Here is a 25966-nt window from a genome sequence, read left to right as displayed (position 1 = left end):
CCGTCGGTCAGTCTCACTCGTTCGTGGCACGTCGCGTGCCGGTGCGCCGGGTAGAGCATCAGCCGGAGGCGATCCATGGAACAGACTGCGTTGCGTCCCAAGCCGATGCCCGGTCAGGAACCCGGTGCCGGCGTCAAGCCCGCTGCCGCCCGGCGCCCGCATGCCGCGCGGCGCCGCGGCCGACGGCTCATGACCCTGCTGTTCAGCCTGTTCGTCGGGACCGTCCTGGTCCTGTCCGGGGTCGGACTCGGCACGGTCGGCGCCACGGTGATCGGCATGAGCAAGCTCGCCGAAATGCAGCGCCAGGCGGCCCGGCAACCGGCACGGACGACCGGCCCGTCCGGCACGCCGCCGTCCTCCGCGAGCCCGACACCGACACCCTCGCCGACACCCGCCACCGCGACCCTCGGTGTGGAGGCCGTGGACGCCGAGAAGGCGGGCGCGTTGATCGTCGGCGTCCACCTCCCCGGCCCCGGCTACACGGCGGGCCTGATCCGCGGCGACGTCCTGCTCACGTTCGGCGGCGCCCGCATCGACTCGGCGGCCGACCTCGCGCGTGCCGTCGCCCGCGCCCACCCCGGGGACGAGGTCACCGTCACGGTGCGCCACCACAGCGGCGGCTACCAGCAGTTCACCGTCGTCCCCGGCTTCGTCGTCTGACGCAGACCTGGCCATGAGTCGCACGCCTCATGAAAAGCACTGGTCCCGTCTCCCCGGCAGGGGCCACGATGACCCCATGCTGAGCACCCTCCTCGCCTTCCTCGGCGCCTGCACGCTCATCGCCGCCTCGCCCGGCCCGAGCACCGTGCTGATCATCAAGCGGTCGCTGCGCAGCAGGCGCTCCGGCTTCCTCACCGTGCTCGGCAACGAGACCGGCGTCTTCGTCTGGGGCCCAGGACCTGTCCGGCGGATCATGCCGCAGACGCGGGGCCTGGCACGCACATCTGCCGCGTTGTCGTCGGTTGCCAACTTCCCCACGCTCGAACAACCTCGCGCGGGGGGACCCCCATCGCGTTGACGCCCTCCTCCGCCTTGCAGCTGCACGCACCAGGCCCCGCTCACCGGCGCTGATCAGGTGCCGTTGCTCTCCTGCGACCTGATCCGCCGGACAGGCCCTCGTCGCCGCCTTCGGCCTGACCGCCCTGCTGGCCGCCTCCGAGGTGGCCTACGACGTCACGCGCATCGTCGGCGCGATCGTCCTCGTCGGCTTCGGCATCCAGACACTGGGCCACGCGCGCCGCACCAAGGACGGCGAGGAGAACGACGGCTGGGAGGTCGCCGACCGCAGCGCCTGGGCCTCCTACCGAGGCGGACTGTTCCTGAACCTCGCCAACCCCAAGGCGGCGATCTTCGCGATGTCCTTCCTCCCGCAGTTCGTGCCCGAAGGCGCCCCGCATCTCCCCTGGGGGCACCTCCCACGCCCTTAAGGCAGTGGGGGAGATCGGGCTCGCCGCGCTGTGGGCCGTCTACGAAGTCGGCTACTACGGCCTCTACGTGTGGTTCGTCGGCCGGCTCAAGAACGTGCTGTCCCGGACCGGTGTGCGCCGGCGCCTGGAGCAGGTTTCCGGAGGTGTGCTGCTGCTCCTGGGGGTCCGGATGGCCCTGGAGAGCTGACACCGTGACCGCGTCCGGGGCCGAAAGACCCGCCGATCGGCTCGCGTGGGCCTCCGGGTGCGGGCAGGATGCTGCCCGTAGCCACCTTTCGCCCGTTCTCGGAGGCCTGAATGACCGGTAGCCCGCCCGCGCCCTTCACCGCCGCCGACTACCGGGCCCGCATGGACCGCGCCGCGCGGGCCGCCGCCGACGCCGGTCTCGCGGGGCTGCTGGTCGCTCCGGGACCGGACCTGGTGTGGCTCACCGGCTACGCGCCCACCGCGATCACCGAACGGCTCACCGTGCTCGTCCTGGCCGCCGGACGCTCCCCGGTCCTCGTCGTCCCCACCCTGGAGGCCCCGGACGCGGCCAAGGCGCCCGGCGCCGGCGCCCTCACCCTGCGCGACTGGACCGACGGCAAGGACCCCTACGCCGCCACCGCCGCCCTCCTCGACGCGACGGGTCGCTTCGGCATCAGCGACAACGCCTGGTCCATGCACCTCCTGGGACTCCAGAAGACGCTGCCCGACACCACCTACGCCTCCCTCACCGACGCACTGCCGATGATGCGCGCCGTGAAGGACGCGGCGGAACTCCAACTCATGGCCGCCGCCGGAGAAGCCGCCGACGCGACGTACGAGGAGATCCGGAAGGTTCCCTTCGCCGGCCGCCGCGAGTCCGACGTCGGCGCCGATCTGGCCGATCTGCTACGGCAGTTCGGGCACTCCCAGGTCGACTTCACCATCGTCGCCTCGGGCCCCAACGGAGCCAACCCGCACCACGAGGTCGGCGACCGTGTCATCCAGCAGGGCGACATGATCGTCCTCGACTTCGGAGGCCTCAAGGACGGCTACGGCTCCGACACCTCGCGCACCGTCCACGTCGGCGAACCCGGCGACGAGGAACAGCGTGTCCACGACCTCGTCCGCGAGGCCCAGGAGGCCGGTTTCCGCGCCGTGCGCCCCGGAGTCGCCTGCCAGGAGGTCGACCGCGCCGCCCGCGCGGTCATCGACGACGCCGGATACGGCCCGTACTTCATCCACCGCACCGGCCACGGCATCGGCGTCACCACGCACGAGCCGCCGTACATGATCGAGGGCGAGGAACAGCCCCTCGTGCCCGGGATGTGCTTCTCCGTGGAGCCCGGCATCTACCTGCCCGGCCGCTTCGGGGTGCGCATCGAGGACATCGTCACGGTGACCGAGGACGGCGGTCGGCGGCTCAACAACACGGCCCGCGAGATGGCACTGGTGGACTGACGAAGACCAGGTGCCCCCGACACCCCGAACGGCGACGGCGCGACCATGACCCAGGCACCGACACCCACCGCGGACACCGTCCGACGACTGGTCCGTTCCCTGCTCAAGGACGGTGCGGCCGACAGCTCAGGACCCGAGATCCGGCCCGTCGCCGAGGGCGGCGAGCACGGCACGTGGTGGGTCGGCACCCGCCATGTGCTGCGCCTCGCCCCGGACCGCGGGGCCGCCCAGCGCCAGCGCCGTGAACTGCGCCTGCGCGACCTCGTACGGCCGTACCTCCCTGTCGCGGTTCCGACGAGCGTCGCGCACGGCGAGTGGGCGCCCGGGCTCACGTACACGCTGGACACCAAGGTGCCCGGCCGGTCCGGCGAGGACCAGGACGTCTCCGCAGTGGGCGAGGCCGACCTGGCCGGGCTGCTCACCGGGTTGCGCGAGGTGCCCGCCCGGCAGACCGAGACGCTCGGTGTCCCGCGCACCGCCCCGCGTTCCCTGGAGGCGCTGCGCCGCGCCGCGGAGCGGGCCGCCGAACGGCTCGCCGCCGCCGACGAGTTCGACGCCGCACGCCTCGACCAGCTCACCCAGCCCGGCGCGATCCAGCTCGCCGCCCAGCCCGGCACCGCGGTCCTCGTCCACCACGACCTGAAGGGCGAACACCTTGTGGTGAGTTCCGACGGCCGGGTCCGCGGCGTCCTGGACTGGACCGACGCGGTCCTCGGCGACCCCGCCGAGGACATCGCCGGGCTCGCCCTGGCCGTCGGTTCCCCCGCCGCCGTACGCGCCGCCACCCTCGCCGGGTACGGCGCCCGCCCCTGTCTGCGCGGCCTCTGGCTCGCCCGCTGCGACACCGTCGTCCGCCTCGCCGACCACCTCGGAGGCCGCGACACCGGCCCCCTGCCGCTCCTCAGAACCCAACTGCGGCGCACCTGGGAGGCGATCCTGCTGGAGCGGGTGACGGAGCTGCGGGACGGGGGCGGGGACGCGGAGCTGTAGGGCGTCTGCGGTGGTGAGGCGTAAACGCTTGCGCAAGCGTTTACGCCTGCAGCAGCACCACGCACGACTCCCCGTGCAGCCGGAGCAACCCCTCCGCCCCCGGCGCCTCCACGGGCTCCCACGCGGCCAGGACCTCTGCCGGGCGGGTGCCCAGGGGAATGGCGGCCGGTGCCTTGCCGAGGTTCACGGCGACGCGTACGTCTCCGCGGCGGAGCGCGAGCCAGCGGGCCTCCTCGTCGTAGGCCACCTTGGTGTCGCTGAGGTCGGGGTCCGTGAGGTCGGGCTGCTCGTGCCGGAGCGCGATGAGCCGGCGGTACCAGGCCAGCACGCGCGCGTGGGGCTCGTTCTGAGGCTCGGACCAGTCGAGGCAGGAGCGGTCGCGGGTCGCCGGGTCCTGCGGATCGGGTACGTCCTCCTCGGCCCAGCCGTGTGCCGCGAACTCCCGCCGCCTGCCCCGCCGTACGGCCTCCGCGAGGTCCGTGTCGGTGTGGTCGGTGAAGAACTGCCAGGGCGTGCCGGCCGCCCACTCCTCGCCCATGAACAGCATCGGCGTGAAGGGTCCGGTCAGGGTCAGTGCGGCGGCGCAGGCCAGCAGCCCGGGGGAGAGGGACGCCGAGAGACGGTCCCCCTGGGCGCGGTTGCCGATCTGGTCGTGGGTCTGGCTGTAGCCGAGCAGCCGGTGGGCGGCCACGCGGTTGCGGTCCAGGGGGCGGCCGTGGTGCCGGTCCCGGAAGCTCGAATAGGTGCCGTCGTGGAAGTAGCCGCCGGTCAGTGTCTTGGCGACCGCCGTGAGGGGGGCCCGCGCGAAGTCCGCGTAGTAGCCCTGCGATTCACCGGTCAGGGCGGTGTGCAGGGCGTGGTGGAAGTCGTCGTTCCACTGCGCGTGCAGCCCCAGACCGCCCTCCCCGCGGGAGGTCACCACGCGCGGGTCGTTCAGGTCGGACTCGGCGATCAGGAAGCGGGGCCGGCCCGTCTCGGCGGCCAACGTGTCGACGGCGGCCGACAGTTCCTCCAGGAAGTGGCACGCGCGCGTGTCCTTCAGCGCGTGCACCGCGTCCAGCCGCAGCCCGTCGATCCGGTAGTCGCGCAGCCACGCCAGCGCGCTGCCCAGCAGGAACGCGCGCACCTCGTCCGAGCCGGGCGCGTCCAGGTTCACGGCGCTGCCCCAGGGGGTGTGATGCGTGTCCGTGAAGTAGGGGCCGAACGCGGGCAGGTAGTTCCCGGACGGGCCCAGGTGGTTGTGCACCACGTCGAGCACGACGCCCAGGCCCAGTTCGTGGGCCCGGTCGACGAACCGCTTGAGCCCTTCGGGGCCGCCGTAGGGCTCGTGCACGGCCCAGAGGGAGACGCCCTCGTATCCCCAGCCGTGCCGGCCGGGGAACGGACACAGGGGCATCAACTCTACGTGCGTGACGCCCAGTTCGACGAGGTGGCCGAGCCGGTCGGCGGCTGCGTCCAGGGTGCCCTCGGGTGTGTACGTGCCGACGTGCAGCTCGTAGAGGACCGCGCCGGGCAGCGGGTGCCCGGACCACGCGGCACGCCACGCGTACCGCTCGTGGTCGACGACCGCGCTCAGGCCGTCCGGGCCGTCCGGTTGCCGGCGCGAGCGCGGGTCGGGCAGCGGCGGACCGTCGTCCACCGCGAACCCGTACCGCGTGCCGTCCCGCGCCTCCGCCTCGCCGCTCCACCACCCCACCCGCCCGGGATCGCGCTCCAACGCGCGCGTGGCGCCCTCGCAATGGAGCGTCACACGCTCTGCCTCTGGTGCCCACACCTCGAACTGCACGGACGGTTCCCCTTCGTCTGCTCACCGGGATGTAGCCCGTCCATCGTGCTTCAAACGAGATCAATCCGCTTTTGAATCCACCCCTTTGGCGCAGGTGTCGTCATCTTCGCGCGCGTGCGGGCCGTTTCCGCGTCTTCTGGACACCCGGGGTTCACTGCCCGACAATCACGAGCGTGACGTCGTCCTTCGAGTTCCACACGTACCCCGCGCGGCTGTCCGACGCGGAGCGCGACAAGGCGCTCAAGGTTCTCCATGACGGCGTCGCCATGGGGCGCCTCTCGCACGAAACGTTCATCCGGCGCATGGAGCTGGCACTCGCCGCCCGCCGCTCCGAGGAACTCGCGGTGCTCACCGCCGACCTGCCCACCGAGAGCCGCCTCTCCCGCGTGCTGTTCGGCACCGTGGAGGCCGTCTCCGGCTTCACCGTACGGCTGCGCAGGGCCTGGCAGGCCGAGCGGCTCCCCAAGCTGCTGCTGCCCCACCCGGGCAACGGACATCCACTGCGCATCGGCCGCGACCCCGCCAACGGGCTGCGCCTGACCCACGAGACGGTGTCCCGGGTGCACGCCGAACTCAGCCGCCAGGGCGGCATGTGGGTCCTGCGCGACCTCGGTTCGACCAACGGCACGACGGTCAACGGCCGACGGGTGATCGGCGCGGCCGTCGTCCGCGAGGGCGATCAGATCGGCTTCGGACGGATGGCGTTCCGGATCGCCGGCAGCTGAGCCCGAACGTAGCCCTGCCTCACCTCTGGCCTGGGCATTACCCGATGTGGTGACCTTGGGCGGGTGCCAAATCCCTTTGCGTACGGCGGTGTTGACGTACCCCTCGCGCCGTGACTGACTGTGCGTACACCATGCACACCAGGTGAACCGACGGCACCACTTTTGTGGAGGTGCGCCCTGCCGCCACTCCTCCGCTACCCGTCCGTGGACGAGTTGGGCGCCCAGGCCGCCGCACTCGTCGCCCGCCGCCCCCAGGACGCCCGGCTGCGCCGCGTCGGGACCTCCCGCGCCGGTACGCCCCTGTGGCTGCTCTCCGTGGGCCACGGCAGCTGCCAGGCCCTCGTGGTCGCCGGACCGCACGCCAACGAGCCCGTGGGCGGCGCGACGGCGCTGCGGCTGGCCGAACGGGTCCTCGCCGACCCCCGGTTGAGCGAGGGCGCCGACGCCACCTGGAACCTGCTGCTGTGCCTCGACCCCGACGGCTCGCGCCGCAACGAGGGCTGGCTGCCCGGCCCTTACACCCTCGGCCGGTACTTCCGGAACTTCTTCCGCCCCGGCTTCCTGGAACAGCCCGAGTGGCTGCCGGACGGCGCGGCCGGGGCCCGACTCCCGGAAACGCGCGCCCTGTTGGAGGTCCAGGACGAACTGCGGCCGTTCCTCCAGTGCTCCCTGCACGGCGTCGACGTCGGCGGCGGCTTCGTGGAACTGACCCGCGACCTCCCGGGCCTCGCCCGACGCGTCGCGCACACCGCGGCCCGCCTCGGCATCCCGCGCGAACTCGGGCCGTACGACACCCTGTACTGGCCGAGCCTCGGCCCCGCCGTCTACCGCATCCCACCGCCACGCCGGGGCGACCTCGCCGCCGCCATCACCGAGGCCGCCGTCGAGTCGACCTGGTACCACCCGCACCGGCACGGCACGGTCACCGCGGTCGTGGAAGCGCCGATGTGGGGCGTCGCCGGCGTCGAGGACGACACCCCGCCCGCCGACGCCGACGCGTTCCTCCGCACCGTGAGCCACACCCTGCGCCACGACACCCGCATCCTGGAACAACTCCTCGCGCGGATACGGCCGTTCGTGCAGAGCGGAACCGAGACGGGGACGGGCGTCGGGCTGAAGGACGCCTGGCCGCGGCCCGCTGCCGACCCGGTGGCACCGCCCGCGCGGAACACCGCCGGGACCCGCCCCCGAACCCTCGTCGTGCCCGACGCCGCACGGCTGCTCGCGCCGGTCGACGACTATTTACTGGTGTGTCCGGGTCTCGCCGACGCGTGGGACCCCGATGTCGACACCGGCGGCGCCCGCCCGCTGCCGCCGCTCAACTCCGCCCATCTGGCGGCCCTGCGCATCGCGGGGCGGCGGCTGGCCCTGCGCACGGCCGGGCTGCTCTACCAGGTCGTGGTCGCCTCCGGGCACGATCAGGCCGGTGCGCTCCCGGAGTTGGACCGGCTGATCGACGAGTGGTGCGCCGACTACCGCGACGGGTGCGGGGCGCGCTGGATCCCGGTCGCGCGCCAGGTCGAGTACCAGTCGCGCGTCGTGCTCAGCGCGTTCGAACTGGCCCGGCGGTACGCGCCGGTGCGCTCCCGTTCGGGTGAGCCGGGCTGGGGTACGGAGACCGCGGTGCCGATGCATCGGGAATGACGCACACCCCGAAGACGAACATCTCCGAGCGCCACACCTCGAAAGCGACCGCGCTCCGTGGCGCCCTGCTCGCCGTCGTAGTACTCCTCGCCGCCGGCCAGGCACCCGCCCAGGCCGCACCCCGGCACGGCGTCCAGGGCGACTGGCTCTACCTCACCGTCACCCGCGGCGACAGCCGGTCCAGCGACACCCGGGGCACCCTGCTCCTCTGCGACCCGCCCCAGGGCCACGCCCACGCGGCCGACGCCTGTGCCGAACTGGGCGCGGCGGCCGGTGACATCGACGCCATCCCGGCCAAGAGCGTGTTCTGCCCGATGATCTACGCCCCGGTGACCGCCCACGCGCGCGGGGAGTGGAAGGGGCGCCAGGTCGACTACTCGAAGACCTTCCCGAACGTATGCGTCATGGCAGCCCGGACGGGATCGGTCTTCGCGCTCGACAGCTGAGGAACGGGCGGGTTCAGGCCGGGCGTCGGGCACGCGCGCGGGAGACGTCCCCGACTCCGCCCGCCTGCTCGCGCGCGTGCAGCGCCGCCGCCACGACCGTGCGGGCCTGATGCTCGACCTGGTGTTCCAGCGGCACCCAGCGGGCGCGGAAGCGTGCCTCGAAGGCGTCGCTCCAGTTCGCGACGAGGTGTTCGAGCACGGGCGCCGCACGGTCGTCGGTCTCCCGCAGGACCCGCAGCAGCATCGCCGCGGCCCGTAACGGCAGCCGGCGCCCGAACGCGTCCACGCTGCCCACGTACGCCATCGTCGTGTCGGCCGGCGGGGTGTGCGTCCAGTCCGCGGCCAGGCCGGGCACCAGCTCCAGGGCCCACTTCGCGGCCCGCAGCAGCGGCCCGTCGACGCCCTGGAGGCGCGGCAGCGCCTCGGCGAGCACCCGCTCCACCTCCCACGCGTCCCGCAGCAGGCGGCGCGCCAGCCGTCGTATCGCCGCCGCCGGGGCGGGATGCGGCGCGGGGTCGTCCACCAGGTCGCTCGCCCACATCGGCACCTCCACGACCGCGGTCAGACCGCCGTAGCGGTGCGCGTGGTACCAGGTGCTGTGCCGCGCGTCGTCCGGCATGCTCGGGTACGCCACGTCCGAGCCGGGCGCCGGCATCACATGCACCCCGGGTCCCGAAGCGGGCCAGCCCGCCGCGTCCGAGGCGCCCGTCTCCACCGGGATGCGCAGCTCGGCCGCCGACTTGGCGAACGGCTCGGCGAGCCCCGGTATGTCCTTCGTCAACTGGACCCAGCTGCCGCCCAGATCGGTGCCGTGCAGGGTCACCTGGAGGTAGGGCCGCACTTCGTCGATCACCCGGGTCAGGGTGCGGGTCTCGGGCGGCAGCCGGTCGGGCGGCAGCACCGACGGCGACCACTCCGGCTGTTCGGGGCCGGCCGGGCGGTAGAAACCGAGGTGGTAGTCGAACAGGCTGCGCGGCGCCGGGGTGACGTGCAGGCTCGCCCCGTCCGGGTCCGCGCAGAGCAGGAAGTGCCAGGAGGTGTCCGACCGCAACTCCCGTTCGCCGACGACCCGTTCGGCGAGTGCGAGGAGTGTGGAGCCACCGGTCGGCTCATTGGCGTGGGCGCCCGCGACCACCAGTACGGCGCGCTGGGCGTGCCCCACGGACAGCAGATGGAGTGGTCTGCCCGCGCGGGAGACACCCACCTGCCTCAGGGTGCACAGGGCCGGCCGGTGCGCGGCCAACGCCCTTGCGGACGAGACCAGTTCGGTCACACTGGGGTATCGCAACTCCGGCAGGAGACTCACCCCCGACTTGTCCGCCCCGGCTTCGCAACCGCAGTACCCCACGGCCTCTGTGAACTGTCAAGAAGACCATGGGGGAGGCTACCGGGGGCGCCCAGGGGCATTTACCGGCAGCCGGTAGGCGAGGTGGTGCCAGCAGGGGGCCGGGGATCGCCAGGGGGGTTCGCGGGCACGGGCGTTCACCGCCGGTGCCGTCCCCTTCGGGCACGCGCGCGTACCCCCGCACCGGGAACACCGCCGTCGCGGCTCGTCACCGCACGCCTGCCGTCCGGTACGCGCCCCGGGTCCGTACGCGGGTGCGAGCCGGTGGCCGGGACGGTCCTACGGCGTGCGGCGCGTCCGCGTACGCCGTGCGACCGGAGGGACGACTGCTTCACCCGAACGGCCGTACGAGGGCTGCGGCCCGCGCGGTGCGGTGGTCGGCTGGGGGCAGCCGCGTGTGCGCATGGCGCGGACGACCGGCCGCGCGCCTCCTCCACGGTGCGTGGCGGAGCGACGACCACGGGGAGCGGACGGCGGTGCTGTGTCTCACGGGCGTGACCGTCCCCCGGACCGCGGGCGCCCCGACCCGTCCACCGGCGCCGCCGAGCCTGCGGACGGTCGTACAGGACCCGTATCCGCTGTACCGCACCCTCCGTGCCCACTACCCGCTCGTGTACGACGAGCCGTTCGGCGCCTGGCTCCTCAGCCGTTACGACGACGTCCGCGCCGCGCTCGCCGACCCGCGGCTGGTCGCCGTGCCGGGCGGAGGGCTCCCGGCCGCACCCGAGGCGGCCCGGCTCGTCGACCGGGCGCTGCGCGGGCCCGCGCTGGCCGCCCTGACCGCCGCCGTCGAGCGCGGCGCCTACGTCCTCGCCCGTCGGCTGGCCGCCCGCGACGAGGCCGACCTCGTGGCCGAGTTCTGCGACTGGCTGCCCACCGCCACGGCCGTGGCCGCGCTCGGGCTGCCGTACGAGGAGACCGCGCGCGTGCATCGCTGGTGCCGCACGGGACCGGGCCGCTCCCGGGGCGGCCGTCCCGAACTGGGCGCCTTCCTGCGGCCGTTGATGGCCCGGCGCCGCGCCCACCCGGGTGGCGACCTGCTGTCCGTCCTGTGCACCGCACGGGCCGACGACGGCCCGCTGCCGGACGAGACCGTCACGAGGCTGGTGGGCACGCTGCTCGGCGCGGCGGGCGAGACCACCGCGCGGGCGTTCGCGTCGTTCCTCGCCAACGTCCTCGACCATCCACGGCAGTTGGACGTGCTCCGCACCCGCCCCGAGCTCACGGCCGGCGCCTGGGCGGAGTCCCTGCGCCGCGATCCGCCGCTGCACGTCGTGCTGCGCCGGGCCGTCGAACCCGTCGGCCCGATACCCGCCGGAGCCACCGTCGCGTGCCTGCTCGGCGCCGCCGGCCGCGACCCGGAACGGTTCACGGACGCCGATCGCTACGACGCGTTCCGCACCGCCCCCGGCCCGCTCGCCCACGGCACCGGCCGCCACACCCGCCCCGACGCCCTGCTCGCCCGCCTCACGGCCGAACACGGCCTACGGGCCCTGCTGACCGCCCTGCCGGGCCTCCACCGCGCACCGGGCGCCCGACCGGCCCCCGCGGACCTCGTCCGCCGCTCACCTGCGACGCTTCCGGTGCGCATCGGGTAGGGGTTCGCGAGCAGCGCCCTGCAGCTAGCTCCCGCCCAGCCCCTCCACCCGCTCCAACAGCACCACCGGCAACCGTCCGAAAAGGGCCTCCACGCGTGCGTGGCCCGTGAACTCCCGCTCCGGAGCGAGCACATCGGCCCATCGGCCCGGCGGCAGCGGCAGCAGTGTGTCGCGCCAGCCGCCCGCCTCCGCGATCCGCGACGACAGCCGGGTCACGGCCGTGACCACGCTCCCCGAGCGCGCGAACGCCACACAGTGCGCCGCCGCAAGGCCTTCCGCGGCCAGCGGGGCGTATGTCGCCGTGTCGCCGAAGACCTCGGGCCGCCGGGCCCGCAGCCGCAGCGCGGCGGCCGTCAGCGCGCCCTTGTCGCCCGGCTCCGGGGGCGGGAACGGTACGGGCCGCCGGTTGTCGGGGTCGACCAGGGCGAGGTACTCGGCCTCCGTGCCCTGATAGAGGTCCGGCACGCCCGGCATCGTCAGGTGGAGCAGGGCGGCGCCCAGCACGTTCGCCCGGATGTGCGGCTCCAAAGCCGCGCGCAAGGCGGCCACGTGCTCTCCGGGCGCCCCGCACGGGCCCGCCGCGACGAACGCCGCCACCGCCTCCTCGTACGGCGGCTCCTGCTCCGTCCAGCTCGTGTACAGGCCCGCCTCGCGCACATGCTTCAACAGGGCCTCCTGGACGCGCCGCGCATCCGCCGGGCCCAGGCCGAACACCGTCTGCCAGGCCGCCCACGCCAGCTGCGCGTCCGGCACGCCGTCGCTGGTGCGCGTCACCTCGGCCAGCACGTCCGCCCAGCGCTCCGGCACCTCGGTGAGCACCGCCAGCGCGGCCCGCACATCGGCGCTGCGCTTCGTGTCGTGGGTCGACAGCACGGTGCCCGCCGCGGGCCAGTCGCGCTGCACGCGCGCGCAGTACGCGTGGAAGTCCTCCGGGGCCACGGCGGGGCTGCCCGGGTTCCCGCCCACCTCGGTCGCCGACAGCAACGGCACATAGCGGTAGAAGGCCGTGTCCTCCACGGACTTGGCCCGCAGCGCGGAAGCGGTCTGCGCGAACCGGGTCCGGAACTCGACCTGCTCGGGCCCGTCCCCGTACCGCCCCAGCAGCAGATCCCGAACGACGTCGACGGCGCCCGCCTCCTCCGGGACGACGAACGCCTGCCGGGCCTCGGCCGCCGCCTCCTCGGTGACGACGGCTGCGGTGTCGCCAGAGGTGTACGGCCGGTAGACCTCCATGCGGACCAGGAACTCCCGCAGCGCGGTCCGCAACGCCCAGGGGGCCCGGTCGCGCAGCGCCGGATCCGGGGACGTGGCGCACACATGGCTCGCGACCCGGGTCAACCGGTCCGTCTCGGTGGCCAGTTCGTGCGTGAGCACCTTGTACGCCGCCCGCCGCGCCGTCGCCTCCCAGTGCCCGCCGCGGTCCGTCTGCGGGGCCGCGAACCTCCGGTACTGGCCGAGGAGTTCACCGGCGCCCGCCGGGTCCGTGAACAGCCCGTCGACATGCCGGAGGGCGTCGTAGCCGGTGGTGCCCGCGACGGGCCAGGACGCCGGCAGGTGCTCCCCGTCCGCGAGGATCTTCTCCACGACCGTCCAGCGGCCACCGGTCGCCTCGTGCAGCCGCTGGAGGTAGCCGTCGGGGTCGGCGAGGCCGTCGGGATGGTCGACGCGCAGCCCGTCCAGCACGCCCTCGCGCAGCAACTGAAGGATCTTGCCGTGCGTGGCGTCGAAGACCTCAGGGTCCTCGACGCGCACCCCGATCAGCTCCGAGATGCTGAAGAAGCGGCGGTAGTTGAGCTCGGTACGGGCCAGCCGCCACCACGAGGGGCGGTACCACTGCGCGTCCAGGAGCTGCGGCAGCGGCAGCTCCGCGGTGCCCGCACGCAGCGGGAACACATGGTCGTAGTAGCGCAGGACGTCGCCGTCGACCTCAAGGTGGTCGATCTCCGCGCCGACCGGACCGCCCAGCACCGGCAGCAGCAGCTGTCCGCCCTGCGCCTCCCAGTCGATGTCGAACCAGCGCGCGTACGGCGACTTGGGGCCCTCCCGGAGCACCTCCCACAGGGCGTGGTTGTGGCGCGGGGCCATGGCCATGTGGTTCGGCACGATGTCCACGACCAGGCCGAGTCCGTGCTCCCGCGCGGTCCGCGCGAGGGCCCGCAGGCCGTCCTCGCCGCCGAGTTCGCCCCGTACGCGCGCGTGGTCCACGACGTCGTAGCCGTGCGTCGAACCCGGGACGGACTCCAGGACGGGGGACAGGTGCAGATGCGAGACGCCGAGCGACGCCAGGTACGGCACGGCCGCCGCGGCCGCCGCGAACGGGAACTCGGGCTGCAGCTGCAGCCGGTAGGTGGCCGTGGGGACTGCCGGGTCGGGTCGCTCAGGTGTCATGCAGACCTACGTACCCGCCCGGCCGTCTTTCGTGTCATCGCCCCCGCATCCGGTCCGCTGATCGGCCGACCGCGCGTGCTCCTAGGTGGGCCGTTGCAGCACCGTCATGCTGCGGTCCACCAAAGTCAGCCGGTCCCCGGCCTTCACCTTCGCGCCCGTGCCGGACGGCACCCCCTCCGCGCGGCCCGTGTCCACGACCACCTCCCACTGGCGGCCGTGATTGACCGGCACGACGAATTCCAGCGTCTCCGGAGAGGCGTTGAACATCATCAGGAAGGAGTCGTCCGCGATGTGCTCCCCGCGCGGGCCGGGCTCCGAGATGGCGTTGCCGTTCAGGAACACCGACAGCGCGGAGGCCTGCGCGGAGTCCCAGTCCCGTTGCGTCATCTCCTTGCCCTCCGGGGTGAACCAGGCGATGTCCGACAGCTCGTCGTGGGTGCCCTCCACGGGCCGCCCGTGGAAGAAGCGCCGGCGCCGGAACACGGGATGCTCCTTGCGCAGCCACACCAACGCGCGCGTGAAGGCCGGCAGCCCCGACAACTCGGCGTCGTCCTCGGGCCACTTCACCCAGGCCAGCTCGCTGTCCTGGCAGTAGGCGTTGTTGTTGCCCTTCTGGGTGCGCGCGAACTCATCCCCGTGGCTGATCATCGGCACGCCCTGGGACAGCATCAGGGTGGCGACGAAGTTCCGCATCTGGCGCGCGCGCAGCTCCAGGACGGCGGGGTCGTCGGTGTCGCCCTCGGCACCGCAGTTCCAGGACCGGTTGTGGCTCTCACCGTCGCGGTTGTCCTCGCCGTTGGCCTGGTTGCGCTTGTCGTTGTACGACACCAGGTCGTTCAGCGTGAACCCGTCGTGGCAGGTCACGAAGTTGATGGAGGCCAGGGGGCGACGGCCGTCGTCCTGGTAGAGGTCGGAGGAGCCGGTCAGCCGGGACGCGAACTCCGCGAGCGCGCGCGGCTCGCCCCGCCACAGGTCCCGCACGGTGTCGCGGTACTTGCCGTTCCACTCGGTCCACAGCGGCGGGAAGTTGCCCACCTGGTAGCCGCCCTCGCCGACGTCCCAGGGCTCCGCGATCAGCTTCACCTGGGAGACCACCGGGTCCTGCTGGACCAGGTCGAAGAACGACGACAGCCGGTCCACCTCGTGGAACTGCCGGGCCAGCGTGGCCGCGAGGTCGAAGCGGAAGCCGTCGACGTGCATCTCGGTGACCCAGTAGCGCAGCGAGTCCATGATCAGCTGGAGCACGTGCGGGGACCGCATGAGCAGTGAATTGCCCGTCCCCGTGGTGTCCGTGTAGTAGCGGGGGTCTTCGGCGAGACGGTAGTAGGAGGGGTTGTCGAGGCCCCTGAAGGACAGCGTCGGGCCCAGGTGGTTGCCCTCGGCGGTGTGGTTGTAGACGACGTCCAGGATGACCTCGATGTCGGCCTCGTGCAGCGCCCGCACCGCCGACTTGAACTCCAGGACCTGCTGGCCGCGGTCGCCCCAGGAGGCGTACGCGTTGTGCGGGGCGAAGAAACCGATCGTGTTGTAGCCCCAGTAGTTGTTCAGGCCCATGTCGACCAGCCGGTGGTCGTTCACGAACTGGTGCACCGGCATCAGCTCCAGGGCGGTCACCCCCAGCTCCACCAGGTGCTCGATCACCGCCGGATGCGCGAGCGCCGCGTACGTGCCGCGCAACTCGTCCGGCAGCCCCGGGTGTTGCATCGTCAGGCCCTTCACATGGGCCTCGTAGAGCACCGTCTCGTGGTAACCGTGCCGGGGCAGCCGGTCGTCGCCCCAGTCGAAGTACGGGTTGACCACGACCGACGACATGGTGTGCGGCGCCGAGTCCAGGTCGTTGCGCTTGTCGGGGGCGTCGAAGTGATAGCCGTACACCTCCTCGCCCCAGGCGATCGATCCGCTGACCGCCTTCGCGTACGGGTCGAGCAGCAGTTTCGCGGAGTTGCACCGCTGGCCGCGCTCGGGGGCGTACGGGCCGTGCGCGCGGAAGCCGTAGCGCTGTCCGGGCATGATGCCGGGCACGTACGCGTGCCGCACGAACGCGTCGCTCTCCCGCAGCTCGACCGCCGTCTCCGAGCCGTCGTCGTGCAGCAGACACAGCTCTACTCGGTCCGCGGCTTCGGTGAAGACCGCGAAGTTGGTGCCGGCGCCGTCGTACGTGGCACCGAGTGGATATGCCTCTCCAGGCCAGACCTGCATGGTCACGACTCTCTCAGCCGGGCCCCGCTGCCGGGGCGCCTTGGTCCTGAGTCTCCCCGAAAGTGAGGGAACCACCTATGACTTACGTCCCTCTTACCAAATGACCAGTGCATACGACGTATGCCGTATGCCGAGCCAAGTGGGACAGACACCACTCCCAGCGATCCAGGGGGAAGGATCCAGGGGGAGTAGGGGGAGAAGTGCGGAAGACAGTGCACCGCCACCTGGGCAAGGTGGTGGCCGGTGCGGCCATAGCGGTGGCGGGGACCGCCGTGATGGTCGGCATCACCCTGCCGGGCACGGCGGGGGCCGATGAGTCGGGCGGCACCGGCAAGGCGGCCGGGTCCGCCCAGCAGGCCGCGGACGGGCAGGGCGCGGCACCCGGTGTCGTACAACAGGTCCCGGCCGAGGGGGAGAAGGGCAAGGGCCGCGACCCGCTCACCGACGACGAGATGAAGCGCGTCGAGCAGATCGCCGTGAACCAACAACTGCTCAACTCCAGTGAGAACGTGGAAGGGAAGCGCGGCCCGCAGCGCCTCGACGTCGAACTCGCCGACCCCGAGACGAGCGAGCTGGACAACCCGAACGCGCCGCGCCGCGCCGACGTGACGTTCTACGACTACAAGGACGACACGGTCGTCACCAAGACCGTCAACCTCGACACCGGCAAGGTCGAGCAGACCGGCACCCAGCACGGAGTGCAGCCGCCGGCCAGCCATGCCGAGGACGTCGAAGCGGCCGAGCTGCTGCTCAAGGACCCGCTCGGCGCGGGTCTGAAGGCGGACTACAAGGACGCCACCGGCAACGAACTCACCTCGCCCGACCAGCTGTTGCTGACCGCCATGATCTACAAGGCCACTCCGGGTGCCCAGTCGGGCGTCCTCGACCAGTGCGGCGAGCACCGGTGCGTGCGGCTGTTCCCGAAGGTGAAGAACGGGCCGTGGATCGACGCCCGCGACTTCGTCATCGATCTGAGCGCCCGCAAGGTCGGCAAGCTCACCGGCTGAGTCGACCGCGCAGTCCTTCGTCCACTGTCCCAACTTGCTTCTCCTGTAAGGGAGTCACTTCTTCATGCGCGTGAACAGAGTCAACCGTGCCCGCAGGCGCGGGGCCGTGGGCCTCGCGGTGGCCGCCCTGGCCGCCGGCGCCACCGCGGGCGCGGGCCCGGCCGTCGCCCAGCCGACAACCGCCCCGGCCGCCGCCGCACCCAGCTGCAGCGCCGCCTACACCATCGAGCAGAAGCTCTCCACCGGCACCACCTGGCGGATGTGCTGGCACTACGAGCGCGAGGCCGGCCTCGTCCTGGAGAACATCTCCTACCAGCCGCCCGGCCAGGCCACCCCCATCAAGGTGCTCGCCGACGCGAAGCTCGCCCAGATCCATGTCCCGTACGACGACGGCAAGAACGAGTACAGCGACCTCACCCAGTACGGCTTCGGCACGGGCCTGATGAACATGGCGCCCGGCGAGTGCCCCGGCGGCACCATCAAGACCGTCAAGGTCCCCGACGCCATCGACCCGGACCACCCGAACGTCAAGGGCCTCTGCACGACGACCCGTTCGCGCGGCCACGCCTTCCGCATGCAGGGCGACAGCGCCAACAAGGTCTTCCAGACCCAGGGCAAGGACTTCCTCGTCTACACGGTCAACCAGGTCGGCTGGTACGAGTACATCACCGAGTGGCGCTTCCAGGACGACGGCACCATCAACATGAACGTCGGTGCCACCGGCAGCCTTTCGCCCTACGACTACGACGCGGGCGACGGCCGCGGCTGGCCGCTCGGCAAGGGCGCCAAGGCGTACGCGACGAGCCACCAGCACGACGTCTTCTGGAAGTTGGACTTCGCCCTCGACGGCTCCTCCAAGGGCCGGATCGAGCAGTACGACTCCGTGGTCACCCCGCGCGGCGCCAACACGCCCACCAACAAGACCACGTTGACCAAGGTCACCAAGGAACTCGCGGGCGACGCCAAGAACATGCGCTGGTGGCGTGTCGTCAGCGCGACCGGCAAGAACAAGGACGACCACGCCCGGTCCTACGAGATAGTCCCCGGCGTCTCCACCAAGTACCCGGGCCGCAGCTTCACCACGCACGACGTCTACTTCACCGAGTACAACAAGTGCGAGCAGTTCGCCAGCGACAACCTGCCCAACTGCGGTGCGGGGCACCCGAAGCAGGTCGACAAGTGGGTCGACGGACAGACCCTCACCCACCCTGTGGTCTGGGTGAACGTCGGCTTCCACCACATCGCCCGCGACGAGGACCAGCAGCCGATGCCGGTCCACTGGCAGGGATTCTCCATCGCCCCGCGTGACGTCACCGCTATGAATCCGCTCACTCCGCCCGCGCTCGCCAACCAGAACGGCAATGTGAACGGCGGAAGTTGAGAAACGACCCTGTCCATCCGGCTGCACCGCCGACCGGTCCCGGAGTACCCTTCCTTGATCGTTGAGACTGGGGAGAGCTCGGGGGAGCGGAAGGCGGTGCACGGGTGGGCTCGGGAGGGCTGGAGCTGCCCCCTGGTGACGAGGGTCACGAGGGGAACTCCGCAGAAGTCCCGCCCGGCGCGGTGTCCCTGGCACGTCCGATGGACGCGGCTGGTTCCATCGGTCCGGAGCTGGACTGGGACGCCGACGCCTGGCGCGAGGTGCGTACGCGCGCCCAGCGAGCCGGCCGCGCCTACATCTGGCTGAACCTCGTCGAACAGCGGCTGCGAGCTGTCGTGGCCGCCGTTCTGCGTCCCATCTACGAACCCGTCCACGGCGACGAGTGGGTGGTCGCCGCAGCCGGACCGGCCGGGCAGGAGTGGGTGCAGCGCGCGGTCGCCGTACGCGAAGTCAGCCGCCGCAAGGGCTACTTGCTCGACCCGGCCGACGACAACGTCATCAGTTTCCTCACCCTGCCGCAGCTGCGCGAGCTGATGGTGCAGCACTGGCCGTGCTTCGAGCCGTACTTCGACGAGCGCCGGGACGTCGAACTCGCCCTGGACGAACTGGAAGTGACCCGCAACGTCGTCTCCCGCAACCGCGCCCTGTCCGAGGCCGTCCTCAACCAGGCCGAGCGGGCCTCCGCGAAACTCCTGGAGACCCTCGGCGCCGGCAGCGACGTGCCCTCGGCGCGCCGGCTGCCCGTGGACGCGGTCGAGGAGCTGATCGGCGACCGGTTCGCGGACGTGGTCGCCGTACACCCCGACCGGGTGCGGCTGATGCGGCAGTTCCCGGCCGAGGACATCTTCGGCGGGGCCCGCCGGGTCGACGCCATCGGCATCGGCCTCAACCTCCTCGTGCAGAACTTCTCCGGCCGCCGGCTGGTCCGCCTCGCCGAGTCGGGCTGCCGGGTACGCCTGCTGTTCCTCAACCCCGCCTCCAGTGCGGTGAAGCGGCGCGAGCGTGAACTCGGCATCAAGCGGGGCGAGTTGAGCCGCGCCGTCGAGATGAACATCCTGCACATGCGCCGGGTGCGCTCCAAACTGCGCGATCCGGCGGCCTTCGAGATCCAGGTCTTCGACGAGACGCCCCGCTTCACCGCGTACCTCGTCGACGGCGACGGCTCGGACGGCATAGCCGTCGTGCAGTCCTATCTGCGCCGCACCCGCGGCATGGAAGCGCCGGTGCTGGTGCTGCGGAACGGCAGCCGACTCGTCAAGTCGGACGAAATGGATGACAGCGCACTTTTCCCCACCTATCGCGATGAGTTCGAGCAGATGTGGGCGGATTCGCGACCGGTGTCCTGACCTGTCACCGGGCCGGTTAGCCGCTGAGCGGGCCAAGCGGAACGCGGTCCTCGGATTGTCAGTGGCTCATGCGATCGTGGAGACCACTGGGGGAAAGCACCACCGAGAAGGGGGGCCGTCATGGCCTGGCACCAGGAGCTGCTCATCGGCTTCGACCTGGAGACGACGGGGACCGATCCGCGCGAGGCGCGCATCGTCACGGGCGCGGTCATCGAGGTCAAGGGCGGACGGTCGATGGGCCGCCGGGAGTGGCTGGCGGACCCGGGCGTGGAGATCCCGGCGGACGCCGTCGCCGTGCACGGCATCACGAACGAGCGGGCCACCGCCGAGGGCCGCCCGGCCGACCAGGTCACCGAGTCGATCGCGGACGTCCTCGTGACGTACTGGAAGACAGGCGTCCCCGTCGTCGCCTACAACGCGGCCTTCGACCTCACCCTGCTCTCCGCCGAGCTGCGCCGGCACGGACTGCCGTCCCTGCGCGACCGCCTGGGCGGCACAGACCCGGCCCCGGTCATCGACCCGTACACGATCGACCGCTCCGTCGACCGCTACCGCCGCGGCAAGCGCAACCTCGAAGCGGTCTGCCAGGAGTACGGCGTGGTCCTCGACTCCGCGCACGACGCCTCGGCCGACGCCCTCGCCGCCGCCCGGCTGGCCGGCGCGATAGCCGACCGCCACCCCAAGGTCGCGGCCCTCGGCCCGGCGGAACTGCACCGCCGCCAGATCGAGTGGTACGCGGAATGGGCCGCGGACTTCCAGAGCTTCCTCCGCCGCAAGGGCGACCAGGACGCGGTGATCGACGGCACGTGGCCACTGCGCGAGCTGGAGGACGAGACCGTCTGAGTCGGCGAGCGCCCCGTAAGGGGCGCGGGGAACTGCGCGACCAGCCACAGAGCACCGTCAGTCGCCCGAATACCGACTGGCCCCAATCAATAGGCGCTCAGAACGGAAACCACCGCACCGTCTCGTCCCCGTCCCGCAAGGACCCCACCCGGCGCTCGAACTCACCCAGCGCCTCAGGGTTGCTCGGCGCATGCTGGGCGACCCAGGCGCAGCTGGCAGTCTCCCGAGCACCGCGGAGCACCCCGCAGCCGTCCCACTCCCGCACATCCCAGCCATACGCCTCGGTGAACGAGTCGTACGCCCGTGCCGGGAAGGCATACCGGTCGCGAGACAGAGCCATCACCACCAGATCGTGCTCGCGCAGGTCGGAGGAGAAGGTCTCCAGATCGACCAGGACCGGCCCGTCCGGCCCGACGTGCACATTGCGGGGCAGCGCGTCGCCATGGATCGGGCCGGGCGCCAGACGCGGCGTGAGCGCGGCGGCGGCAGCCGCGAAACCGTCCCGGCGCTCCCGCAGATACGCCGCGTCCGCAGGGTCGATCGCATCGCCCGCGAGCCGCAGCCAGCGTTCCACACCGCCCAGCAGCTCGCGGGGCGGGAGGTCGAAGGGGGGAGCGGGGAGCGCGTGGACGACCCGTAGCAGTTCGGCCAAATCCCGGGCGTCGGCCGGGCGTACGGAATCGGCCAGCCGGTGCCACACGGTCACCGGATGTCCCTCGACCAGCCGTGCCTTCGGGTCCGCGGCCCGCACCGCGGGGACGCCCGACTCGGCGAGCCACACCGCGACGTCCAGCTCGCGCCGGGCGCGGTCGAGGAGTTCGGTGTCCCGGCCCACTTTGACGACCAGGTCACCGGCGGCGAACACCGCGTTCTCGCCGAGGGCGAGGAGCCGCGCGTCCCGCGCCGGGCCGGGCAGTACGTCCGCCGCGGCCAGTACGTCCCGGGCCCGTGCCTCGTCCATCGTCCGCCTCCGAGTGATCCCTGTGCGTGTGCGTACGGCGTCGGGTTCCCGCCATCCGACGGCCAGTGTCGCATTCGCACAGGTGGGACGGCGTGCGAGGTGCCTTGACGAGGTACGACGTGTTCACGACCATGACGGGGCCCGACCGGGTCGCGCAAAGGGGCTGATTTTATGACATCGGTGACGGAGGTGAGGAGGCCATCGAACCGCGCGCCGAGCCGGGGCGGGCAGCGGCGCGCCCCCGACCACGCGGCCTGGTTCCTGGTGTTACCCGCCCTGATCCCGATCCTCGTGCTCAGCGTCGGACCCCTCCTCTACGGCATCCTGCTGGCCTTCACCGACTCCCAGTCGGGCCGCACCGTGCCCACCCAGTGGATCGGCGGTCTCAACTTCCGTGATCTGCTGCACGACACGCTGTTCTGGGAGTCGTTCCGCATCGGGCTGGTGTGGGCGGTCGGGGTGACCGTGCCGCAGTTCCTGCTCGCCCTCGGCCTCGCCCTGCTGCTCAACCAGGACCTGCGGCTGCGCTGGCTGGCCCGGGCGCTGGCGATCGTCCCGTGGGCGATGCCCGAGGTCGTCGTAGGCATCATGTGGCGCATCGTCTACAACCCGGACGCGGGCATCCTCAACGAGACCCTGCGCAACCTCGGTCTCGGGCACGGCCGGGACTGGCTCAGCAGCCTGACGACCGCGCTGCCCGCCGTGATCGTCGTCGGCGTCTGGGCCGGAATGCCCCAGACCACGGTCGCCCTGCTCGCCGGGCTGCAGAACACCCCGCGCGAACTGCACGAGGCGGCGGCGGTCGACGGCGCCAGCGCCTGGCGCCGCTTCCGCACGGTCACCTGGCCCGCCCTCAGACCGGTCGCGCTGGCGATCACGGCGCTCAACCTGATCTGGAACTTCAACTCGTTCGCCCTGGTCTACGTCCTGACCAACGGCGGACCCGGCGGACGCACCCGGCTGCCCATGCTCTTCGCCTACGAAGAGGCCTTCCGCTACGGGCAGTTCGGCTACGCGGCGGCGATGGGATGCGTGATGGTCGCGGTGATCTCGGTGCTCCTCGCCGTCTTCCTTGTCGGCCGCCTGAGGGGAGGAGACGACTCATGAGGACCGGCAACACATCAGGGATGCGGACAAGCACCGGAGCCCGAGCCGGACAGTACGTCGCCCTGCTCGCGTACCTCGTCTTCCTCGTCTTCCCCCTCCTCTGGTTGATCTCCACGGCCTTCAAGTCGCCGCAGGAGCTGGGCAGTCTGCACCCCACCTGGATCCCGAGGCACCCCACCCTCGCCAACTTCCGCCAGGCCTTCGACGAACAGCCGCTGCTGCGCGCCGCGTTGAACTCCCTGCTCGCGGCGCTCGGAGCCGCACTGATCGCCGTGGTGATCGCGACACCGATGGCGTGGGTCATGGCCCGGCGCCGTACGGTGCTCGCGCGGGCCGCGACCGGGTGGGTGGTGGTCAGCCAGGCGTTCCCGTTCGTGCTGGTGATCATCCCGCTGTTCCTGGTGCTGAAGAACCTGCGGCTGATCGACTCCCTGGCCGGGCTGGTGCTGGTGTACGTGGTGTGGTCGCTGCCGTTCGCGCTGTGGATGCTCGTCGGCTATGTACGGGCAGTACCAACCGAGTTGGAGGAAGCGGCGGCGGTCGACGGCGCAGGGAGGCTCCGCACGCTCGTGTCGGTGACGGCGCCCCTGCTCGCGCCGGGGATCGTGGCGACGGCGCTGTTCGCGTTCGTCACCGCGTGGAACGAGTTCTTCTTCGCGCTGGTGCTCCTCAAGACCCCGGAGAAACAAACCCTCCCGGTCGTCCTTACCCACTTCATCGGCGCGGAGGGCGTCGCCGACCTCGGCCCGCTGGCCGCCGCCGCGTTCCTCGCGACCCTGCCCTCACTCGTCGTCTTCGCGCTGATCCAACGGCGGATCACGGGCGGCATGCTCACCGGGGCGGTGAAGAGCTGATGCGCCCCCGATGGATCCTCGCCCTCGCCGCCCTGATCCTGCTCCTGGCCGGCTGCACGGGCGGCGGCGGAAACAGCTCGGCGCACGGCAGGATCACCCTCCGCTTCCAGTCCCTGGCCTGGCAGGACGAGTCCGTCACCGCCAACAAGGAACTGGTCAAGGAGTGGAACGCCACCCACCCGGACGTCAAGGTCGAGTACGTACAGGGCAGTTGGGACAGCGTCCACGACCAGCTGCTCACCTCCTTCGAGGGCGGCGAGGCACCGGACATCATCCACGACGCCTCCGACGACCTCGCGGACTTCGCCTACGGCGGCTACCTCGCGGATCTGAGGGACCTGCTGCCCTCGCGGCTCAAGTCCGAGATCCCGCAACGGAGTTGGGATACGGCGACCTTCGGGGACGGGATCTACGGCGTACCGTTCCTCCAGGAGCCACGGGTACTCATCGCCAACGCCACCTGGCTGAAGAAGGCGGACGTACGCATCCCGACCCCCGAACACCCTTGGAGCTGGGCGGAGTTCAGGGACATCACCCGGCGGCTGAGCGGGGACGGGAAGTACGGCGTGGCCTGGCCGCTCAAGGAGCCCGTGTCCGCCACGCTCAACCTGTCGCTGTCGGCGGGCGGCGAGCTGTTCCACCGGGGCGCCGACGGCAAGGTGACCGTCCGCTTCGACGCGGCCGACCAGGTCGTGCCGCGCACGATCCACGACCAGGTGGACGTGGACCACAGCGCCTCGCCCACGACCCTCGGGAGCGGCGGTTCGGACACCCTGCCCGGGTTCTTCGGCGGCAAATACGCGATGATCCCGCTCGGCTTCTCCTACCGCCAGCAGATCGTGCAGCAGGCGCCCAAGGGCTTCGACTGGCAGGTGCTGCCCGCCCCGGCCGGCGCCGACGGGCTCACCCAGGGCGTCAGCCCGCAGACCCTGTCCGTCGCCGAGGACAGCCCGCACAAGAAGGAGGCCGCCGAGTTCATCGACTTCCTCCTCCAGCCCAAGAACATGGTCCGGCTGGCCCTGGGCGACTGGATGCTCCCCACCGGCACCCAGGCCCTCAAGGACCCGGCCCTGCACACCACCAAGGACGACTGGGCAACCGGCACCGCACTCGCCGGGGACCTCAACTCGGCGCCCGCGCAATCCGTACGCGGCTACCCGGAGTGGAAGGACAAGGTGGCAACCCCGGCGTTCCAGGAGTACTACAGCGGCGCGATCACCTTGACCGACCTACGCCAACGCCTGGAGAAGGACGGCAACTTGGTCCTGGCGAGATATCAACGCTGATGAGGGTGACGCCCTTCTTTTAGGGGCGCGGGGCTGTATCGATATGCGGCTCCGCCGCGTGGGCGCGACCAGCCCCCACAGGCCCGCACCCGCCGAACAACCGCACCCCCCTCCCCGGATGGCGCTCCCCACCACGAAAACCCCGTTGCCCCACCCCACCCGAACCCCCTAGCGTTCCCCACATGTCAGCCGCGAACGCGATCATCAACTCCGGTCTCGGCCGGAGCTGCACGTATGCGATCCGCATCCGCCGCAGCCCCGGTGCCCTGACCGGCCCGGGCATGCACGCCCGCTGACTCCTCTCCCTGTTCTTCCGGTCAGGGCCTTCGTCTGCCCGTATGCCCTTCACGGATGACAAGGACCGCAGGCCATGGCCCGCCCCACCCACGTTTCCCGCGCGCTCTCGCAGAACTTCCTCGCCGACCGCGCCACCACCGCATACGTCGCCCGCCTCGCCGTCCCGCACGGACGACAGGTGCCCCTTCTCCTCGAAGTGGGCGCAGGAAAAGGCGCGTTGACCGAGAAGCTCGCGCCCCACTGCCACGAACTGCACGCCCACGAGATCGACCCCCGCCTCGTACCGAAGCTCCGCACCCGCTTCTCCACCACACCCCAAGTGCGCGTGGTCGCCGGGGACTTCATGGACACCCGGCCCCCACGCACCCCGTTCGCCGTCGCCGGGAACGTGCCCTTCTCCCGTACCGCCGACATCGTCGACTGGTGTCTGCGCGCCCCCGCCCTCACCGACGCCACCCTGCTCACCCAGCTGGAGTACGCCCGCAAACGCACCGGGGACTACGGGAGTTGGACCCTGCTGACAGTGCGCAGCTGGCCCCGGTACGAGTGGCGGCTGGTCGGGCGGGTCGACCGGCGCCGGTTCAGTCCCGTGCCGCGCGTCGACGCCGGGATCGTACGGATCGAGCGCCGCCGGACCCCGCTGCTCGAACCGGCGGCGCTGCACGACTGGCGGCACCTGGTCGAGCTGGGCTTCTCGGGGGTGGGCGGCTCGCTGCACGCCTCGCTGCGCCGGGCACACCCGAGACGCCGCCTGGACGCCGCGTTCCGTGCGGCGCGGCTCGACCGCCACGTCCTCGTGGGCGAGGTGCCGCCGGACCACTGGCTACGGCTGCACGAGGCGCTGGCGTCGTAGAGCAGCCGTAGGACATGGGTGAGGGCCTGTTGGTTCCCCCGGGATACCAACAGGCCCT

The 25966-nt window shown here is 71.8% G+C and carries 20 protein-coding genes and 2 pseudogenes; 17 read left to right on the top strand and 5 right to left on the bottom strand.

Annotated features, from left to right (window positions below):
- The first annotated feature begins 75 nt into the window (after nt 1-75).
- From AB0I69_RS11180 to AB0I69_RS11160, 5 genes and pseudogenes are all read left to right on the top strand, one after another.
- Nucleotides 76-660: a PDZ domain-containing protein gene (locus tag AB0I69_RS11180; protein ID WP_363095321.1), complete on the top strand. Its 585-nt coding sequence runs from the start codon at nt 76-78 to the stop codon at nt 658-660.
- A gap of 76 nt (nt 661-736) precedes the next feature.
- A pseudogene (locus tag AB0I69_RS11175) lies at nt 737-892 on the top strand (LysE family translocator); the annotation flags it as partial.
- A gap of 223 nt (nt 893-1115) precedes the next feature.
- A pseudogene (locus AB0I69_RS11170) lies at nt 1116-1614 on the top strand (LysE family translocator); the annotation flags it as partial.
- Between the two features lie 110 nt (nt 1615-1724).
- Entirely contained in the window at nt 1725-2852 is a 1128-nt protein-coding gene (locus AB0I69_RS11165; RefSeq protein WP_363095320.1) for an aminopeptidase P family protein, read from the top strand.
- A 45-nt stretch (nt 2853-2897) separates the two neighbouring features.
- Nucleotides 2898-3842: an aminoglycoside phosphotransferase family protein gene (locus AB0I69_RS11160; RefSeq protein ID WP_363095319.1), complete on the top strand. Its 945-nt coding sequence runs from the start codon at nt 2898-2900 to the stop codon at nt 3840-3842.
- Nucleotides 3843-3882: 40 nt separating this feature from the next.
- Here AB0I69_RS11160 and treZ read toward each other — a convergent pair whose 3' ends face one another.
- Complete coding sequence (gene treZ / locus AB0I69_RS11155; protein ID WP_363095318.1) at nt 3883-5628, bottom strand: malto-oligosyltrehalose trehalohydrolase; 1746 nt, start codon at nt 5626-5628, stop codon at nt 3883-3885.
- Between the two features lie 173 nt (nt 5629-5801).
- On the opposite strand from treZ, the gene AB0I69_RS11150 reads away from it, so the two are divergent.
- The 3 genes from AB0I69_RS11150 (at nt 5802) to AB0I69_RS11140 (ending at nt 8443) form a co-directional block, all read left to right on the top strand.
- On the top strand, nt 5802-6353 hold the full coding sequence (locus AB0I69_RS11150; RefSeq protein WP_363095317.1) for a DUF1707 and FHA domain-containing protein: 552 nt from the start codon (nt 5802-5804) through the stop codon (nt 6351-6353).
- 204 nt (nt 6354-6557) lie between these two features.
- Nucleotides 6558-7997, top strand: coding sequence for a M14 family zinc carboxypeptidase (locus AB0I69_RS11145; protein WP_363095316.1), 1440 nt, complete (start codon nt 6558-6560; stop codon nt 7995-7997).
- A complete protein-coding gene (locus tag AB0I69_RS11140; protein ID WP_363095315.1) occupies nt 7994-8443 on the top strand; it encodes an SSI family serine proteinase inhibitor in 450 nt (149 codons plus the stop codon). Before AB0I69_RS11145 ends, AB0I69_RS11140 begins: the two co-directional genes overlap by 4 nt.
- Before the next feature lie 13 nt (nt 8444-8456).
- On the opposite strand, the gene AB0I69_RS11135 is transcribed toward AB0I69_RS11140, so the two are convergent.
- Nucleotides 8457-9749 carry a M14 family zinc carboxypeptidase gene (locus AB0I69_RS11135; RefSeq protein WP_363095314.1) on the bottom strand — a complete coding sequence of 431 codons (1293 nt, stop codon included), beginning with the start codon at nt 9747-9749 and terminating at the stop codon, nt 8457-8459.
- A gap of 533 nt (nt 9750-10282) precedes the next feature.
- On the opposite strand from AB0I69_RS11135, the gene AB0I69_RS11130 reads away from it, so the two are divergent.
- Entirely contained in the window at nt 10283-11386 is a 1104-nt protein-coding gene (locus AB0I69_RS11130) for a cytochrome P450 (RefSeq protein WP_363095313.1), read from the top strand.
- A 24-nt stretch (nt 11387-11410) separates the two neighbouring features.
- On the opposite strand, the gene treY is transcribed toward AB0I69_RS11130, so the two are convergent.
- Both treY and glgX read right to left on the bottom strand, forming a co-directional pair.
- Nucleotides 11411-13774: a malto-oligosyltrehalose synthase gene (gene treY / locus AB0I69_RS11125; RefSeq protein ID WP_363095312.1), complete on the bottom strand. Its 2364-nt coding sequence runs from the start codon at nt 13772-13774 to the stop codon at nt 11411-11413.
- Between the two features lie 81 nt (nt 13775-13855).
- The gene (gene glgX, locus AB0I69_RS11120) at nt 13856-15973 is read right to left on the bottom strand and encodes a glycogen debranching protein GlgX (protein ID WP_363095311.1); all 2118 of its coding nucleotides are present in this window, start codon (nt 15971-15973) and stop codon (nt 13856-13858) included.
- A 200-nt stretch (nt 15974-16173) separates the two neighbouring features.
- On the opposite strand from glgX, the gene AB0I69_RS11115 reads away from it, so the two are divergent.
- The 4 genes from AB0I69_RS11115 (at nt 16174) to AB0I69_RS11100 (ending at nt 20550) form a co-directional block, all read left to right on the top strand.
- Entirely contained in the window at nt 16174-16980 is an 807-nt protein-coding gene (locus AB0I69_RS11115; RefSeq protein WP_363095310.1) for a Tat pathway signal sequence domain protein, read from the top strand.
- 64 nt (nt 16981-17044) lie between these two features.
- On the top strand, nt 17045-18361 hold the full coding sequence (locus AB0I69_RS11110) for a copper amine oxidase (RefSeq protein WP_363095309.1): 1317 nt from the start codon (nt 17045-17047) through the stop codon (nt 18359-18361).
- 104 nt (nt 18362-18465) lie between these two features.
- Complete coding sequence (locus AB0I69_RS11105; RefSeq protein ID WP_363095308.1) at nt 18466-19707, top strand: SAV2148 family HEPN domain-containing protein; 1242 nt, start codon at nt 18466-18468, stop codon at nt 19705-19707.
- 120 nt (nt 19708-19827) lie between these two features.
- Nucleotides 19828-20550: a 3'-5' exonuclease gene (locus AB0I69_RS11100; protein ID WP_363095307.1), complete on the top strand. Its 723-nt coding sequence runs from the start codon at nt 19828-19830 to the stop codon at nt 20548-20550.
- Between the two features lie 97 nt (nt 20551-20647).
- Here AB0I69_RS11100 and AB0I69_RS11095 read toward each other — a convergent pair whose 3' ends face one another.
- The gene (locus AB0I69_RS11095) at nt 20648-21511 is read right to left on the bottom strand and encodes an aminoglycoside phosphotransferase family protein (protein WP_363095306.1); all 864 of its coding nucleotides are present in this window, start codon (nt 21509-21511) and stop codon (nt 20648-20650) included.
- Nucleotides 21512-21682: 171 nt separating this feature from the next.
- Here AB0I69_RS11095 and AB0I69_RS11090 point away from each other — a divergent pair, with 171 nt between their 5' ends.
- The 4 genes from AB0I69_RS11090 (at nt 21683) to erm (ending at nt 25908) form a co-directional block, all read left to right on the top strand.
- A complete protein-coding gene (locus AB0I69_RS11090; RefSeq protein ID WP_363095305.1) occupies nt 21683-22618 on the top strand; it encodes a sugar ABC transporter permease in 936 nt (311 codons plus the stop codon).
- Nucleotides 22619-22638: 20 nt separating this feature from the next.
- Complete coding sequence (locus AB0I69_RS11085) at nt 22639-23472, top strand: carbohydrate ABC transporter permease (protein WP_363095578.1); 834 nt, start codon at nt 22639-22641, stop codon at nt 23470-23472.
- Nucleotides 23472-24758, top strand: a complete 1287-nt coding sequence (locus AB0I69_RS11080; RefSeq protein WP_363095304.1) for a sugar ABC transporter substrate-binding protein — start codon at nt 23472-23474, stop codon at nt 24756-24758. Before AB0I69_RS11085 ends, AB0I69_RS11080 begins: the two co-directional genes overlap by 1 nt.
- Nucleotides 24759-25128: 370 nt before the next feature.
- A complete protein-coding gene (gene erm / locus AB0I69_RS11075; protein ID WP_363095303.1) occupies nt 25129-25908 on the top strand; it encodes an ErmE/ErmH/ErmO/ErmR family 23S rRNA (adenine(2058)-N(6))-methyltransferase in 780 nt (259 codons plus the stop codon).
- Nucleotides 25909-25966 lie beyond the last annotated feature (58 nt).

This window comes from Streptomyces sp. NPDC050508 (assembly GCF_040655155.1).
Classification (GTDB): domain Bacteria; phylum Actinomycetota; class Actinomycetes; order Streptomycetales; family Streptomycetaceae; genus Streptomyces.
Note: the sequence above shows the minus strand (reverse complement) of the source record. Positions and strands in the feature narration are given on the sequence as shown.